The 16,343-nt window shown below is 65.7% G+C and carries 14 protein-coding genes and 1 pseudogene; 5 read left to right on the top strand and 10 right to left on the bottom strand.

Going from position 1 to position 16,343, the window contains the following annotated elements; all coding sequences use genetic code 11:
- Positions 1–138: 138 nt before the first annotated feature.
- A complete protein-coding gene (gene groL / locus OMK73_RS33445) occupies positions 139–1,791 on the bottom strand; it encodes a chaperonin GroEL (RefSeq protein ID WP_267605762.1) in 1,653 nt (550 codons plus the stop codon).
- Positions 1,792–1,832: 41 nt separating this feature from the next.
- Positions 1,833–2,123, bottom strand: coding sequence for a co-chaperone GroES (groES, locus tag OMK73_RS33440; RefSeq protein ID WP_267605761.1), 291 nt, complete (start codon positions 2,121–2,123; stop codon positions 1,833–1,835).
- Between the two features lie 612 nt (positions 2,124–2,735).
- Between groES and OMK73_RS33435 the strand changes: the two genes are divergently transcribed.
- Positions 2,736–3,725, top strand: a complete 990-nt coding sequence (locus OMK73_RS33435) for a zinc-dependent alcohol dehydrogenase family protein (protein WP_267605760.1) — start codon at positions 2,736–2,738, stop codon at positions 3,723–3,725.
- A gap of 942 nt (positions 3,726–4,667) precedes the next feature.
- Here the strand turns inward: OMK73_RS33435 and OMK73_RS33430 are convergent.
- The 7 genes and pseudogenes from OMK73_RS33430 to OMK73_RS33400 form a co-directional block, all read right to left on the bottom strand.
- Positions 4,668–5,524, bottom strand: a pseudogene (locus OMK73_RS33430) (LysR family transcriptional regulator).
- 142 nt (positions 5,525–5,666) lie between these two features.
- Positions 5,667–5,882: a hypothetical protein gene (locus tag OMK73_RS33425; protein ID WP_267605759.1), complete on the bottom strand. Its 216-nt coding sequence runs from the start codon at positions 5,880–5,882 to the stop codon at positions 5,667–5,669.
- 599 nt (positions 5,883–6,481) lie between these two features.
- Entirely contained in the window at positions 6,482–6,952 is a 471-nt protein-coding gene (locus OMK73_RS33420) for a hypothetical protein (protein ID WP_267605758.1), read from the bottom strand.
- Positions 6,953–7,190: 238 nt separating this feature from the next.
- Entirely contained in the window at positions 7,191–7,916 is a 726-nt protein-coding gene (locus OMK73_RS33415; RefSeq protein WP_267605757.1) for a Crp/Fnr family transcriptional regulator, read from the bottom strand.
- A gap of 40 nt (positions 7,917–7,956) precedes the next feature.
- Positions 7,957–8,565, bottom strand: coding sequence for a 2OG-Fe(II) oxygenase (locus OMK73_RS33410; RefSeq protein WP_267605756.1), 609 nt, complete (start codon positions 8,563–8,565; stop codon positions 7,957–7,959).
- 141 nt (positions 8,566–8,706) lie between these two features.
- Positions 8,707–8,991 carry a winged helix-turn-helix domain-containing protein gene (locus OMK73_RS33405; RefSeq protein WP_267605755.1) on the bottom strand — a complete coding sequence of 95 codons (285 nt, stop codon included), beginning with the start codon at positions 8,989–8,991 and terminating at the stop codon, positions 8,707–8,709.
- Between the two features lie 445 nt (positions 8,992–9,436).
- Positions 9,437–9,565, bottom strand: a complete 129-nt coding sequence (locus OMK73_RS33400; protein ID WP_267605754.1) for a hypothetical protein — start codon at positions 9,563–9,565, stop codon at positions 9,437–9,439.
- Between the two features lie 3 nt (positions 9,566–9,568).
- Between OMK73_RS33400 and OMK73_RS33395 the strand changes: the two genes are divergently transcribed.
- From OMK73_RS33395 to OMK73_RS33380, 4 genes are all read left to right on the top strand, one after another.
- Positions 9,569–11,017, top strand: a complete 1,449-nt coding sequence (locus OMK73_RS33395) for an efflux transporter outer membrane subunit (RefSeq protein ID WP_324291795.1) — start codon at positions 9,569–9,571, stop codon at positions 11,015–11,017.
- Positions 11,018–11,065: 48 nt separating this feature from the next.
- A complete protein-coding gene (locus OMK73_RS33390) occupies positions 11,066–12,298 on the top strand; it encodes an efflux RND transporter periplasmic adaptor subunit (protein ID WP_267605753.1) in 1,233 nt (410 codons plus the stop codon).
- Complete coding sequence (locus tag OMK73_RS33385; RefSeq protein ID WP_267605752.1) at positions 12,295–15,498, top strand: efflux RND transporter permease subunit; 3,204 nt, start codon at positions 12,295–12,297, stop codon at positions 15,496–15,498. Before OMK73_RS33390 ends, OMK73_RS33385 begins: the two co-directional genes overlap by 4 nt.
- Before the next feature lie 239 nt (positions 15,499–15,737).
- Positions 15,738–15,944: a hypothetical protein gene (locus tag OMK73_RS33380; RefSeq protein WP_267605751.1), complete on the top strand. Its 207-nt coding sequence runs from the start codon at positions 15,738–15,740 to the stop codon at positions 15,942–15,944.
- Here the strand turns inward: OMK73_RS33380 and OMK73_RS33375 are convergent.
- Positions 15,937–16,311, bottom strand: a complete 375-nt coding sequence (locus OMK73_RS33375) for a cupredoxin domain-containing protein (protein ID WP_267605750.1) — start codon at positions 16,309–16,311, stop codon at positions 15,937–15,939. The two genes, OMK73_RS33380 and OMK73_RS33375, sit on opposite strands and share 8 nt — an antisense overlap.
- Positions 16,312–16,343 lie beyond the last annotated feature (32 nt).

The following is a 16,343-nucleotide window of genomic DNA, read 5'->3' as shown; positions in this document are numbered from 1 at the left end:
CTTTCCGGCGACGGCGCGCAGCTTGCCCATATCGCCCCGCATACCGTCGCCCCACAAGCAAAAACCCCCGCCGGCTCGCGCCAGCGGGGTTTTTGCTACTACGGGTACAGCAGGCTGCCGTTTGGCGGGCCGGCAGATTTACATCATGCCGTCCATGCCGCCCATGCCGCCCATGCCGCCCATGCCGCCCGGCATTGCCGGAGCCGATTCATCCTTCGGCGTTTCAGCAACTGCGCAGTCGGTGGTCAGCATCAGCGAAGCGACCGAAGCAGCGTTCTGCAGCGCGGTGCGGGTCACCTTGGTCGGGTCCAGCACGCCCATTTCCACCAGGTCACCGTACTCGCCGGTGGCGGCGTTATAGCCGTAGTTGCCCTTGCCATCGATGACCTTGGCCACGACGACCGAGGCTTCTTCGCCAGCGTTCAGCACGATCTGGCGCAGCGGCTCTTCCATGGCGCGCAGCACGATCTTGATGCCCGCGTTCTGGTCAGCGTTGTCGCCGGTCAGGCCAGCGATGGCAGCGCGAGCGCGCAGCAGTGCCACACCGCCGCCGGGGACAATGCCTTCTTCCACGGCTGCACGGGTTGCGTGCAGTGCATCTTCCACGCGTGCCTTCTTTTCCTTCATTTCGACTTCGGTGGCGGCTCCAACCTTGATCACTGCAACGCCGCCGGCCAGCTTGGCCACGCGTTCTTGCAGCTTTTCACGGTCGTAGTCCGAGGTCGCTTCTTCGATCTGGGCACGGATCTGCTTCACGCGTGCTTCGATCGAGCCTGCGTCGCCGGCGCCGTCGATGATGATGGTGTTTTCCTTGCCGATTTCGATGCGCTTGGCTTGACCCAGTTCTTGCAGGGTTGCCTTTTCCAGCGTCAGGCCGATTTCTTCAGCGATCACTGCACCGCCGGTCAGGATGGCGATGTCTTCCAGCATGGCCTTGCGGCGGTCGCCGAAGCCCGGAGCCTTGACAGCAGCGGTCTTCAGGATGCCACGGATGTTGTTCACCACCAGGGTCGCCAGGGCTTCGCCCTCGACGTCTTCAGCGATGATCAGCAGCGGGCGGCCCGACTTGGCCACTTGTTCCAGCACCGGCAGCAGGTCGCGGATGTTCGAGATCTTCTTGTCGAACAGCAGGACGAACGGGTTTTCCAGGGCAACAACCTGCTTTTCCGGGTTGTTGATGAAGTACGGCGACAGGTAGCCGCGGTCGAACTGCATGCCTTCCACGACTTCCAGCTCGTCGGCCAGCGACTTGCCGTCTTCCACGGTGATCACGCCTTCCTTGCCGACCTTGTCCATCGCTTCAGCGATCAGCTTGCCGATCACTTCGTCGCTGTTGGCGGAGATCGAGCCAACCTGGGCGATTTCCTTGCTGGTGGTGGTGGTCTTGGTCAGCTTCTTCAGCTCTTCAACCGCGTTCACCACAGCCTTGTCGATACCGCGCTTCAGGTCCATCGGGTTCATGCCGGCGGCAACGTACTTCATGCCTTCGCGCACGATCGACTGGGCCAGCACGGTTGCGGTGGTGGTACCGTCACCGGCGTTGTCGCTGGTCTTGGAAGCCACTTCCTTGACCATTTGCGCGCCCATGTTCTGCAGCTTGTCCTTCAGCTCGATTTCCTTGGCCACGGACACACCGTCCTTGGTCACGGTCGGGCCGCCGAAGCTGCGCTCCAGCACCACGTTGCGACCCTTCGGGCCCAGGGTAACCTTGACTGCGTTGGCGAGAATGTTCACGCCTTCGACCATCTTGGCACGGGCGGCGTCGCCGAATACTACGTCTTTAGCTGCCATGTTCTGAATCTCCTAAATCTGTACGAATGGGGGTGCGTGGATTACTTGTTCACCACGGCCATGATGTCTTCTTCGCGCATGACCAGCAGTTCCAGGCCATCCACCTTCACGGCCTGGCCGGCATACTTGCCGAACAGCACGCGGTCACCCACCTTGACGTCGAGCGCAATCGAAGCACCCTTGTCATCCTTCTTGCCGGGGCCCACGGCGAGCACTTCACCTTGATCAGGCTTTTCGGCAGCGTTGTCGGGAATCACGATGCCGGAAGCGGTCTTGGTTTCATTGTCCAGACGCTTCACGATCACGCGGTCGTGCAAAGGACGCAGATTCATACGGACTCCTTGGTACAAAAAGTGATTTTAGGTTCACAAAAATTGACCGCCAGCACTGACGGCCAGCAGAATTAGTACGCTGGAAGAGGTCTGTTAGCACTCATGCCCAGCGAGTGCTAATTATAGGGACGGGGGTGGCGTTTTCAAGTCGACGACTTGATACGTGTTTACCCTGGAATCGTGAAAATCGTTGTGGGGACTGGCCGCGCGGCAGAATCTTTATTCGCGGCCCAACGAATTCCGCCGAGATCGAAGTTACTTATAGACCACCCTTACAACACCTCCCGGATCCCATACAAGTACCTGAACAAGCTGCGCACCAGGATCTTCCTGCCGGTGCCAGACGAGATCCGGACCGAGTTCGGCATCCCCGCGCCCGAGGGTGCGGCCGAGCAGGAAGCGGGGATCGAGCTGATCTGGAGCCTGCAGCATCTTCTACCTGGGCGTGCGCAAATGGGGAGAAACACTCCATTCAAAACTGCATGGCAAGAGTACAGAAGCGTTGATTTACGAACACGCCGGCATGGCCAAGAATGGCCACACAAACCCACCGCCACTCCATCGCCAATCTATCACCAACTATCCGGAGCGCATCATGCCCCAAGCCACCCCATGCAGGCCCTCGTCGTCGAATCCGCGGGCGCGCCGTTCACGGCCGCCCGGCTTCCCAAGCCAAACACCGGCCCCGGCCAGGTGCTGGTGCGCATCCTGGCCAGCGGCGTCAACCCGCTCGACACCAAGATCCGCGCCGGCCACGCGGAGCACGCCCGCCACCCATTTCCCGCCGTGCTGGGCCTGGACCTGGCCGGCGTGGTCGAAGCCGTGGGCGCGGGCGTGACGGCCTTCGCGCCCGGCGACGATGTCTATGGCATGACAGGAGGCGTCGGCGGCCTGCAAGGCTCGCTCGCCCAGTACGCGGCGGTCGATGCCGAGCTGCTCGCGCACAAGCCCGCCGCGCTGTCGATGCGCGAAGCCGCCGCGTTGCCGCTGGTATTCATCACCGCGTGGGAAGGCCTGGTCGACCGGGCCCGCGTGCAGCCCGGCGAGAAGGTGCTGGTGCATGGCGGCGCGGGCGGCGTGGGGCATATCGCGGTACAGATCGCCCGCGCGCTCGGGGCGCAGGTCTACGCCACGGGCTCGGCCGCGCAGAAGGCAATCATCGAGGGCTACGGCGCCACCGCCATCGACCACGCCACGACATCGGTCGCGCAGTATGTCGACCAATACACGGCGGGCGCGGGCTTCGACGTGGTCTACGATACGGTGGGCGGCGCGGTGCTGGACAGCTCGTTCCTCGCCGCGCGCACCTATGGCGGCCATGTGGTGAGCTGCCTTGGCTGGGGCACGCATGCGCTGGCGCCGCTGTCGTTTCGTGCGGCCACGTACTCCGGCGTGTTCACGCTGATGCCCATGCTCACCGGCAAGGGCCGTGCGCACCACGGCGAGATCCTGCGCGAAGCAGCGCGGCTGGCCGACGCGGGCAAGCTCTCCGTGCGGCTCGACCCGCGGCACTTCCAGCTCGAGGACGCCATCGAGGCGCATCGCGCGATAGAGACCGGCACGGCCAAGGGCAAACTGGTGGTGGATGTTGCGAAGGACTAGCCCGCTGACGCGGGGGTGTCTCTTTAGGGCGGGGTTTTGATGCTTCTGGCTTCTGGCTGCTTGCGCGGCTGGGCGGCTTTGATGGTTGATGGGCTGGACGTGTTTTGGCGCTTCTAGCTGCTGTCGCGGCTGTACGGGGTTGGCCGTTTACACATGTGAGATGTCACTTCTCTTTACTCGTAAAGAGAAGTAACCAAGAGAAAGCGATCCTTGCAGGAGGCTGGCGTGTCGGGGTTGCGCAGCCCGGTGGTTTCGTCGTCAGGCCCCGGGTTCTAATGGCCTCATGCCGTTACCGGTTTAAATGGCCACGATCTTGCGAATGACGCCGGTTTCGTCGTGAGGCTGCTCGGTAGCAGCATCCCTGCTCATCCACACATCTGCCGGTACCGGCGCGAAGCACCACGATATATCACACCGTGATGGTTTCGTGGTGGGGTGGGCGCGGTGGTGAATCCCTCAAAACTATTTCGGCGGTGCCACCGCGCCCACGACGAAAACGGGACGCACGCAACTTCGTGGCCGCCCGCGCCGCGAGCGACAGACGGCCTGAAATTCGTGGTGGTGGCTACCGGTGGGGGCCACCACGAAACCCTGGGCATTGGCAGCGTCGTGATGATCTAAACTGGTAACGGCACGAGGTCATTAGAACCCGGGGCCTGACGACGAAACCATTGGGGTCACCAATGACGCCACGCCAGCCTCCTGCAAGGATCGCTTTCTTTGGTTACTTTTCTTTACGAGTAAAGAAAAGTGACATCTCACACGTTCTAAAACGGCAACACCGCCCAGCCGCGCCAGCAGCTAGAAGAGCGAAAACCCCGCCCACACACGCATCCCCCGCGTCAGCGGGCTACAAGCAATACCCATCGCACACTTCGCCCCCAAAAATTCCTGCTCTAATCTCAACAGGTTTTGCGAACGAATCAGCAGCGGAACGGGACACTAGACTTCGCTGCCCAGGCGCTCGATGGTTGCATCCAGGAAGGCGCGCAGCCGCCCCAGGCGGCGCAGGTCGCGGTGATAGCCCACCCAGACATCGCGCCCGGGCGGCGCCTCCCCATGTCGATGGCCTGCAGCCCGCGGAGGCGCTCGGCCAGCACGCAGGGCAGGACGGCCAGCCCCGCGCCGGCCGCGCACAGCTTGGCCTGCGCCTCGCGGCTGTTGCTGCCGAATGCCACCCGGGCGTTGGGCAGCAGCTTGCGCATCCACGCCACATCCGGCAAGCCCGCGAAACCCGCGTCCAGCGTCAGCAGGGCATGGCCCGCGCCGTCGCCAGCGCGCGGCGGCGCCACGCCGGGCGCCGAGTAGAGTGCGTAGTCCATGTGCATCAGCTTGCGCTGCACGATATCGGCCTCGTCGAACGCGCGGATGCGAAACACCAGGTCGGCCTCGCGGCGCGCCAGGCTGAGCAAGCGCGCATCGGTGACCAGTTCCACCGCGACGCGCGGATGCGCGCGGATAAAGTCCGCGATCACCGGCGTCAGCATGTGCACGCCAAACCAGTCGGACGACGAGATCCGCAGCATGCCGTCCAGTTCCCGCGCCTGGCCATCGAGCTGGCGCTCGAAGGCGATCGCCTCCTCCTCGATGCGCTCCGCGTGGGCGAGCACGGCGGCGCCTTCATCGGTCAGCACGTAGCCGTCGCTGGTGCGCTGGAACAAGGCATGGCCGACGGCGTCCTCCAGCGCCTTCAGCCGGCGGCCCATGGTCGGCTGGGTCTGCCCGATCGCGCGCGCGGCGCCGCCCAGGGTGCCGGCCCGGGCGATCGCCAGGAAGACCTTGATATCGCTCCAATCCATGCGGGGAATGTGCTGACGTTAGTTTGGGAGGTGTCGGGTTCAGCGCGGCCAGGCAACTCGCAGGCGGCTGCGCGATGATGGCACGGCGATGTGGCGGGAACAATAGCGGGCGCGCCGGGAGCCGGCCGGCATCCCGTCAGCTTCAGGTGGAGGACGCCTGGTCTTCCAGGGCCCAGTAGTCGGGCACTTCCAGGCTGGGGCTGCGCAGCACCATCGTAAAGCCGCACTGGCGGCAACGGTAGACAAAGGGGGCGCCGTCCTGGGCCGCCGCATTGGCGCGCGCGGCCTCCAGGTCCTCGTGCGGCGGCAGGTGTCCTGGCCTGCCGGCCTGGCGCTTGCATCGCTCACACGGCAACATCGACTGACCTCGTCTGGATAGCTGGGCAACCTGATCAGGGGCGCGGACGCGATCCGGTGCTACCGGATGGCAGCGCGTAAAATTGATGCAAAGCAGCATAATTATAGGCGCTTTTCGCATCTTTGCCAGATTTATAGCTGGCAATGAGTCGCCTTGCAGTGCAGCGAAACTACGGTCGCAAAACGCAACAATGCCCGGCTAGCGGTCAGGGAGCGTGGGCGCCGTGAGGAGGTCTCGCCGCGCGTCCGGGTTCGATTCGGCTTGCGCCGAAACATCGCCCGGAGGCCGTTCCCGCGGTGGCTCGGCCAGGGGCACCGTGACGACGGCGAACACGGAAAACGGGCACCAGAAAGACGGCCTGAAGAGACTCATTCTGCGGATGACGATGGCGCCGGCAAGAAATGGTGAAGGCTCTGAAAAGCGAAGGACCGGCGAGGCAGCGCCCGGTCGGTCCGGCTCCAGGATTGATAAGCCTTACCTATCTTAACGACCGAATCGGCAGATGGTTGAGGCTGTCATCAACTATTCATGAAACCCGGCAAAAACACTGCGCACGTGGACGGAATGCATCCAGGTGGCATGCAATGTGGACCGCAGCCTTACTGCCCGGAAGCCCCGTCGCGCGCCTTGCGCTTGGCCGGCCGGCCCGTCTTGACGGTCTCGACCTGGGCCACGACGGCCAGCAATTGCCGCTCCGGCAGCGACTCCAGCATCTTGAGCCCGGCCCGCAGCAACTCGCTCTTCTTCACGTGCGCGCCGCCGTTCAGGCAGCGCCGTTTGAGCTCCGCCAGCTTGGCATAGTCCCACTCCGGCATGGTGAAGCTGTCGCGCACGACCTTGGCCTTGGCGGGCTTCTGCGCCTTATCAACCTTCTCAACCTTCTCAACCTTCTCGGCTTTCTCGGCCTTCGGTGCGGCAACCACGCCCTTGACCGTTTCGACCTTGGCTGCCTTCACTGCCGTCTGCGTCTTCCTTGCGCGCGTGACCGGCCGCTTCACCGCGGCGGCTGCCTTTTTCTGCGCCGCGGTGGGCGCGGGCGCACGCGTGCGCCCATTGGAGACCGTTGCCATGCATCCTCCTGTCTTGATCGCATTGGTACAAAAACAGTATATACCGTTTATATCGTTGACTTTCGCAAGCGGTGCGAACGGGAGGGAACAGCCATGGCCGTCAATCGGGACGGGGCCGGGCAGACACGGATTTCGTCAAAAAACCTGCCATCCCCGCGAAGGGAAAAGTGTCCACCGGCCCCGTCAGGATCTTAGCCGCCGGTTATTTCATTCTTGCGACGAAGCGCAACGTCCCACGCTAGGTGCCCGGCGCGGACCCGCTGGCGATGGCCTGCAGCGCCGCCTTGTCGGATAGCGTCAGGCGCCCGTATTCCAGGCGCAGCACGCCCTGCTTCTCCCAGTCCTTGAGCTGCCGGTTGACGCTCTGACGGGACACGCCGAGCATATGGCCAAGGTCTTCCTGGGAGAGCTTCAGCGCGGCGGGGGCGCCGGATTTCCGCACGCCGGGCGTGCCGTGGGTGGACAGCGCATGCGCATGCTCGACGGCAAGCAGTCGCCGCGCCAGCCGCACCGGGAACGGCATCAGGATCACCTCGTCGATCCACTCCAGTGCGCTGCGATAGCGCCGGCAGATCAGTTGCGTGAACTCCATCAGCCAACGTGGCTCGCGCGCGATGAGCGCATGGAAGGTGGCGGCGGGGATCACCAGCAGCTCGCTGGCCTCGGCGGCACGCGTGTCGTACACGCGATGCGCGTCGATGAAGAGCGAGACCTCGCCGAACCACTGCCCGGCTTCCAGCAGGCTGACCACTGCCTCGCGCCCGTTCTGCGCCGTGCTGCTGACCTTGATGGCACCGCGCTCGACGCAGAAGAGCGCGTCCGGGTTGGAGCCGTAGGTAAACAGCACCTCGCCCTTGACCAGTTGCCTGCGCATGGCATGCGACCGGAGCAGTGCTTCGAGCTCGGCCGAAAACTGTCCAGCGGCGGCGGCGTCATCTTCGTGCGGCTGCGGTCGTGTGCTCATGCCTTTGCCCCGGTTGTGCTGCTGATGCTGCTTATGCCGCTCAGGCCGGATCGGTGCGGAACCAGCCGGTGAGTGCCCAGCGGGTCTTGTGGCAGGGCAATACCTCATGCGGGACCAGGTCGCTGCGAAACACCACCAGCCGCGCGCGCTGCGGCAGCACGCGGTGCAGTTCGGTGGCGCCGTCGTCCTGCGCGTAGAGGGCAAGCTCGCCGCCATCGCGCTCGCTCCATTCGGGATTGAGGTAGAGCACCAGCGAAATCTTGCGATGCAGGGTCGCGCGGTGCTGGTCCACGTGCTTCTTGTAGGCGGTGCCGACCGGATAGTGCGAGAAGTGGAATTCCTCGCGCTTCAAGCCCAGGAAGTACCGCTCGTTCAAGGCCTCGCGCAAACCCGCCGCCCAGGCCTGGAAATCCGCCCTGGCCGCGCCGGCGGGCGCGTCGTCGAGCCACAGGATCGAATCGCCGCGAATGCCCGCGTCGCGGGCAGTGGCCTCGCCCCGCCCGATGCGGGCGGGGTGGAACAGGCCGGCCTCCCACGCCGCGCGGCCCTCGGCATGCAGCCGCGCCGCCAGCGTGGTGTCGATGAGGTCGTCGGACACGGCCCAGCCCTGCTCTTCGAGGGCTACAAACAAACGTTCCAGGGCTGGCATGGGTGGGAGATTTCGTGCTGGGGAAACGTCAAAAGAAACGTCAAAACGAAAAGGGCCACCTGGACAAAAGGAGGCCCTTGGCGCGCGGGCGCATATTTTAACAGCGCCGGGGCCGCCAGCCGTGCCGGCTGCCCCGCCGGCCTACAACCCGCTGCTGTCGAGATACTCCAGCGCCAGGCTCACCGCGCGGCGGGCCTTGAGCACATAGATCACCTGCCGGTCGCGCACGACCAGGGTCAGCACATCGGCCTGCATGAGTTCATTGAAATGGCGGCTGGCGCGCGGCAGGCTCAGCCCGGCGACGCCGGCCAGGTCGAACGCCGGCATGCCGGCTTCGCCCGCTTCCAGCAGCGCGCGGCAGATGGCGGCACGCGCTGGCACTGTCAGCAGTGCGTACGTCAGTGTGCTTTCTTGATCGGTCTCCATGGCCACGTCTTCCCGCTCGTCGTCCAGATGTCATGTAGTTATATGCGTCGGCCGGCCATTCGGATTGCCGCAGCCCTCCCGCCGTGACCGCCTGACACCTACTTTCTACGCGGCAGGCGCAGCAAATGCAACCCGCCGGGGCTCGCTGGCGCACATTTACACGAGATTACAACAGGCTGCGGCGGCCCGCCCGTGGCCGCAAGCGCGGCAACGCGGGCGTCCTTGCGCGGCGCTGGCGCGCGCTCATTTTTTGCCGCGCCGCACAATCCGGCACCCACCCGCTGCAAGATCCCGTAACCGGCGCGCGCGCCCGCCGCGTGCCGCCAACCGTGGATGTATTTCACGCCTCGCTTGCTTGCGCGGCAGTGGCGCCGCTGGGCGCATCGGCGTAAGCGAGTGAAATATCCGGTAATGCGCAGCGCGTTTCACACCTGCGCGCGCCGCACTATGCTTGCCATAAGACCAGCCAGCGCTGCGCCGCGCCGGCGGTGGCATGCGCGGGAAAACCAATCCGCCAGCCCAAGCAGGAAACGACAAACAACGGCATCGCCTCACGAAAGTCCGTCATGACCATCGCTTGCCCCTTGCATTCATGAACGCCGCGCGTTTGCTTTCGCCGCGCCTGTTTTGCATCGCCCTGGCGTCTGCCTGGATGGGCGGCTGCGCGGTCGGGCCGGACTATCAGCGGCCCCCGGTGGAGACCCCTACCGCGTATCGCGAGGCCGTGCCGGACGATCACCAATGGAAGGTCGCCGAGCCCCGCGCGGTGGACCTGACCCAGGCCTGGTGGGCGGGGTTCGACGATGCCCGGCTGAATGAGCTGGTGGGGCAAGCCAACGCAGCCAACCAGAGCCTGCGCCAGGCCGAGGCCCAGTACCGGCAGTCCCGCGCGCTGGCGCAGGCGGCGCGGGCCGGCTTGTATCCCACGCTCGGCGCAGGCGTGGCAGTGGGGCGCGCGCGCACCAACGCGCTGGGCATCCAGGCCGTGTCCAACACCCATTCGGCCAACCTCGATGCCAGCTGGGAGATCGACCTGTGGGGCCAGGTGCGGCGCAGCATAGAGGCCGCCCGCGACAACTCCCAGGCTAGCGCCGCCGACCTCGCGGCCGCGCGGCTGACGATCCAGGGCGAACTGGTGCAGGACTATATCCAGCTGCGCGTCACCGATGTGCTCAAGGCACTGTATGCCCGCACCCTGGCCGCGTATGAAGAATCGCTCAAGCTGACCCAGAGCCAGTTCCGCGCCGGCGTGGCTACCTCGGGCGACGTGGCGCTGGCCCAGGTGACGCTGAACGCGGCGCAAGCGCAGGCGATGGATCTGGACGTGCAGCGCAACCAGCTGGAACACGCCATCGCCGTGCTGTTGGGGCGCGCCCCGGCCGAGTTCACGCTCACGCCCGAGCCGTTTTCGATGCGCCCGCTGGCGGTGCCCCTGGGACTGCCCTCGGCGCTGCTCGAGCGCCGCCCCGACATCTCGGCGGCCGAGCGCCGCATGGCGGCGGCCAATGCCAATATCGGCGTGGCGCGCGCCGCGTACTTTCCGTCGTTGGTGCTCTCCGCTGTGGGCGGCGCCAGCAGCGGCAGCCTGGCCAACTGGTTCGGGCCGCCCGGCCGGGTGTGGTCGCTGGGCGCGGCGCTGGCCGGCACCATCTTCGACGGTGGGCTGCGCAACGCGCAGAACGACCAGGCCGTGGCGGCCTACGACGGGACCGTCGCGGCGTACCGGCAAACCGTGCTCAGCGGCATGCAGGAGGTGGAAGACAACCTCTCGGCGCTGCGCGTGCTCGACCAGGAAGTGGTGGTGCAGGACCACGCGGTGGAAGCCGCCCGCGTGGCGGAGCGCGTGAGCCTGGCGCAATACCGCGCCGGCACCGCTTCCTACCTCTCGGTGGTAACGGCACAGGCCCTTTCCTTGTCTAACGAACGGACCGCTATCCAGTTGCGAGGCCGGGAGCTTGCAGCCAGCGTGGCGCTGGTCAAGGCGATCGGCGGCGGCTGGCAAAGCGATGCGCTGGCCCAACCCTGATCCCCTGGCCCCCTGATCCACATCGACAGACCACCTTCAAGGCAATCCATGGCGACCCAGCCCTCCCGTCGCAATCCCGTCCTGATCGGCCTGGCCGTGCTCGTGCTGGCAGCCGTGGTGTGGTTCGCCGTCGGCCCGCTCAAGCGCATGGTGGCGCCGCGCCGGGCAGCGCCGCCGGCGCCAGCGGTCTCCGTGACCAGCGCGCAGGTCAAGCGCGAGGACGTGCCGATCGGCCTGGCCGGCGTCGGCACGGTGCAGGCGATGGCCACGGTGACGGTCAAGCCACGCGTGGACGGCCAGCTCGACCGCGTCGGCTTTGTCGAAGGCCAGGACGTCACGGCCGGGCAGCTGCTGGCGCAAATCGACCCGCGCACGTTCCAGGCGCAGTTGCAGCAAGCCATGGCGCAAAAGTCGCGCGACGAAGCGCAGCTAGCCAATGCGCGTCTTGACCTGCAGCGTTACGAGGGCCTCATCAAGGAAAACGCCACCACGCAGCAAACGCTGGATACCCAGCGCGCGCAGGTGGCGCAGCTGGCCGCCGCGGTGAAGACCGACGAAGCACTGGTCAACGTCGCCCGCGTGCAGCTCGACTACACCACCATCACCGCGCCGCTGTCCGGGCGCGTAGGTGCGCGCCTGGTGGACCCGGGAAATATCGTCCACGCCGCCGACGCCAACGGCCTGGTGGTGATCCGCCAGATCGACCCGATCGACGTGGTGTTCACGCTGCCCGATGGCGAATTCCAGCGCATCAACCGCGCCATGCAGGCCAGCGGCACGCCGCTCGCGGTGCAAGCCAGCGAGCGCGCCACCGGCCAGTTGCTGGGACAGGGCAAGCTGGTTTTGCTCAACAACACCATCGACACGACCTCCGGCACCATCCAGCTGAAAGGGCGCTTTCCCAATCCGTCGCACACACTGTGGCCTGGCCAGTACGTCAATGCGCGGCTGGTGCTCGGCGAGCGCGACCAGGCGCTGACCATCCCTGCCGCCGCCGTGCAACGCGGCCAGACCGGCACCTATGTCTATGTGGTGCAGGCGGACCATACCGTGGCGTCCCGCCCGATCGAGGTGGCGGAAACGCAGGACGCCAAGGCCGTCGTGACCAAGGGGCTGGCGGCTGACGAGCGGGTCGTGGTGGACGGGCAGTACAAGCTCAAGCCCGGCACCCGCGTGAACGAGACGACCGCAGCCACGACCGTAGCGGTAGCCGGTGCCGCGCCCGCCTCCGCACCTGCCGCCGGCGGGCCGGCAAACGTCGCCGGGAACGCACGGCCATGAGCATTTCCGCGATCTTCATCAAGCGCCCGATCGGCACCTTGCTGCTGGCGCTGGCGGTGCTGCTGGTCGGCGTGGCCGCGTGGCCGCTGCTGCCCATCGCGCCGCTGCCGCAGGTGGATTTCCCCACCATCCAGGTCTCGGCGAACCTGCCCGGCGCCAGCCCGGAGACCATGGCGTCGAACGTGGCCCAGCCGCTGGAGCGCCAGTTCTCGCTGATCAGCGGGCTCACCCAGATGACATCGACCAGCGCGCAGGGCAACGCCCAGATCACGCTGCAGTTCGACCTCAACCGCAGCATCGACGCCGCCGCCGTGGACGTGCAGGCCGCCATCAACGCCGCCAGCGGCCAGTTGCCAAGCAACCTGCCCACGCCGCCGACATTCCGCAAGATCAATCCCGCCGACTCGCCGATCCTGGTCCTGGCGGTGCAGTCCGACACCCTGCCGCTGACCGAAATCAACGACTTCGCCGACAACGTGCTGGCGCAGCAGATCTCGCAGATTTCCGGCGTGGGGCTGGTCTTCATCGGTGGTCAGCAGAAGCCTTCGGTGCGCATCCAGGTGGATCCCGAGAAGCTCTCGGCCATGGGCATGAGCCTGGAAGACCTGCGCGGCGTGATTGCCGCCACCACGGTCAACCAGCCCACCGGCAGCACCGATGGCGCCACCAAGGCCTTCAACGTCTACACCAACGACCAGGTCACCAAGGCGGCGGCGTGGAACGACATGGTGCTGGCCTACCGCAACGGCGCGCCGGTGCGCGTGCGCGATGTCGGCGTGGCGGTGGACGGGCCCGAGAACGCCAAGCTGGCGGGCTGGGGCTTTGCCGGCGCCGCCGCGCCGGCGGACAACACCTTCCACAACGGGCGCGCCATCATCCTGGCCATCACCAAGCAGCCAGGCGCCAACGTGATCGAGACGGTGGACCGCATCCGCGCCGCGCTGCCGCGCCTGCAGGCCGCGATCCCGCCCACCATCAACGTCAACACGCTGGCCGACCGCACCCAGACCATCCGTGCCTCGGTGGCCGACGTGGAGTCCACGCTGGTGCTCACCATCGCGCTGGTGGTGATGATCATCTTCGTGTTCCTGCGCAACGTGGCCGCCACGGTCATCCCAAGCGTCACCGTACCGCTGGCGCTGATGGGCACCGCAGGCGGCATGTACCTGCTCGGCTACAGCCGCGACAACCTGTCGCTGATGGCGCTCACCATCGCGGTGGGGTTCGTGGTGGATGATGCCATCGTGATGCTGGAGAACATCTATCGCCACGTCGAAGGCGGCATGGCACCGATCGACGCCGCGCTCAAGGGCGCCGCCGAAATCAGCTTCACCATCGTGTCGATCTCGGTCTCGCTGGTGGCGGTGTTCATCCCGCTGCTGCTGATGGGCGGCATCGTGGGGCGGCTCTTCCGCGAGTTTGCCGTGACTGTCACGCTGACCATCGTGGTATCGGTGCTGGTCTCGCTGACGCTGACGCCGATGCTGTGCTCGCGCTTCCTGACCCCGCCGCGCGGCCATCATCACGGCCGCATCTACCGCTGGTTCGAGCATGGCTTCGACACCATGCTCGCAGGCTACAAGCGCGGGCTGGACGTGGTGATGCGCCACCAGTTCTTCACACTGTGCGTGTTTATCGCCACGGTTGCCACCACGGTGGCGCTGTTCATCTACATACCCAAGGGCTTCTTCCCGCAGCAGGACACCGGCTTCATGTTCGGCATCGCGGAGTCGGCGCAGGACGCCTCCTTCAAGTCCATGAACGCGCGCATGGTGCAGCTCGCGGATATCGTGCGCGCCGATCCCGATGTCGCGGCGGTCGGCATGACCGGAGGGCAGAACACACTCAACACCGGCAACTTCTTCATCAGCCTGAAACCCAAGGACCAGGGCCGCACCGCCAGCGCCGACGAAGTGATCGCGCGGCTGCGGCCCAAGCTGGCGCAGGTGCAAGGCGCCAACCTGTTCCTGCAGGCCGGGCAGGACATCAACGTGGGCGGGCGGCTGTCGCGCACGCAATACCAGTACACGCTGATGGACTCCAGCCTGGACGAGCTCAACCAGTGGGCGCCGCGCATCCTGGAGCGCCTGCGCGCCCTGCCGGAGTTGAGAGACGTGGCGTCCGACCAGCAGAACGCCGCCGCCGCCGCGCGCCTGACCATCGACCGCGCGCGTGCGTCCAGCTTTGGCATCACACCGGCCCTGATCGATGCCACGCTGTACGACGCGATCGGGCAGCGGCAGGTAGCGCAGTACTTCACGCAGATCAACAGCTACCACGTGGTCCTGGAGGTCACGCCGGCACTGCAGGAAGACCCGCGCCTGTTCAGCAAGCTGTACGTCACCTCGCCGCTGACCGGCGAGCAGGTGCCCCTGTCCACCTTCGTCAAGATTGACACCGACAGCACTGCCTATCTGTCGATCAGCCACCAGGGGCAGTTCCCCGCCGTCACGATCTCCTTCAACCTGGCACAGGGCGTGGCGCTCGGCGATGCCGTCAAGGCCATCAACAGCACGCTGTCCGGCATGGGCCGCCCGCAAACCCTCTCCGGCTCGTTCCAGGGCACGGCCCAGGCCTTCGCCGCCTCGCTTGCCTCCCAGCCCTACCTGATCGCCGCCGCCCTGGTCGCCGTGTACATCGTGCTGGGGCTGCTGTACGAAAGCTACATCCACCCGCTCACCATCCTCTCCACCCTGCCCTCCGCCGGCGTGGGCGCGCTGCTGATCCTGCTGGCCGGCGGCTACGACCTCAGCGTGATCGCGCTGATCGGCATCATCCTGCTGATCGGCATCGTCAAGAAGAATGGGATCATGATGGTCGACTTCGCGCTTACCGCGGAGCGCGACCACGGCATGAAGCCGGAGGAGGCCATCTACCAGGCGTGCCTGCTGCGCTTCCGGCCGATCATGATGACCACCATGTGCGCGCTGTTGTCCGGACTGCCGTTGATGCTCGGGCACGGCGCAGGCTCGGAACTGCGGCGGCCATTGGGCTTCGCGATGGTGGGTGGGCTGGTGTTGTCGCAGGCGCTGACGCTGTTCACTACGCCGGTGGTCTATCTCTACCTCGATCGCGCGCATTATTGGTATGTGAAGCGCAAGGAGAAGCGGCAGGCCCGGCGGGAGGGACATGAACCCGTGAGCAGCACGGAGGCCGAACGCGAGCGGCGGCGGGTGTTGGCGTCTGGGGAGGGGGATTGAGGCCCACAGTCAATGAGATCTCTCGCTCCTGCGAGCGCCCGCCCTCTCCCCGGCCCCTCTCCCGCAGGCGGGAGAGGGGAGCCAACCGGCAGGAGAGTTGAAGCATCGATTCGGTTCGGCCGTGATTCGCGCCCCCAGGCGGGAATCACCCCAGCGCGATGCGCAGCGAGCCGTCAAGGTGTGCAGAGGCCGTATGGGGCGCCTCGGGATTCGGCGAAAAGAGCGGAAAAGAGGGACCCATGTCTGAGTATCGCCTTAAGGCGATGCGAGTTTGGGTCCCGGCCGCTCTTTTCGTCGAATCCCGAGGGGTAGTCGCCCCATCCGGCGCGCCTTTTTGCCTACTTTTTTGGCAAGACAAAAAAGTAGGTCGCCGCCCCGCAGGGGTGGTGAAACTGCAGTTGCAGTTGCAGTTGCAGTTGCAGTTGCAGTTGCAACAACCTAACTAACCTCAATCACCCCATTCATAGTCTCATGCCCGGACCCACAAAAAATATCGCACAAGAACCCAAAGCTCCCAGCCACCTTCGGTAACGCCGAAACCCGAACCACCTTGCCGGGCGGCAAATCCGCCCGAATCCCCAGGTCCGGCACGCTAAACCCCATGATCACATCCTGCGCGGTCAGCTCGAACACCACCGGCTCCCCGACCCGCAGCGCAATCTGATTCGGCGTGAAGACAAACTTCCGCGCATGCACCTTGATCACCCGCGGCGCGGCGGCCGCGCTGTGCAACAGTGGCGTCCCGCCCGCCAGCGCCAGCAAGCAGCACAGCGCCCGCCTGCGGCTGATTCCTTCTCGTCCTGTGACTAACATGACCAACTCCTGATAGCGAGTTCAAAGCGGCA

Origin of the sequence: Cupriavidus sp. D39 (assembly GCF_026627925.1) — a bacterium.
Lineage (GTDB): Bacteria > Pseudomonadota > Gammaproteobacteria > Burkholderiales > Burkholderiaceae > Cupriavidus > Cupriavidus ulmosensis.
Note: the sequence above shows the minus strand (reverse complement) of the source record. Positions and strands in the feature narration are given on the sequence as shown.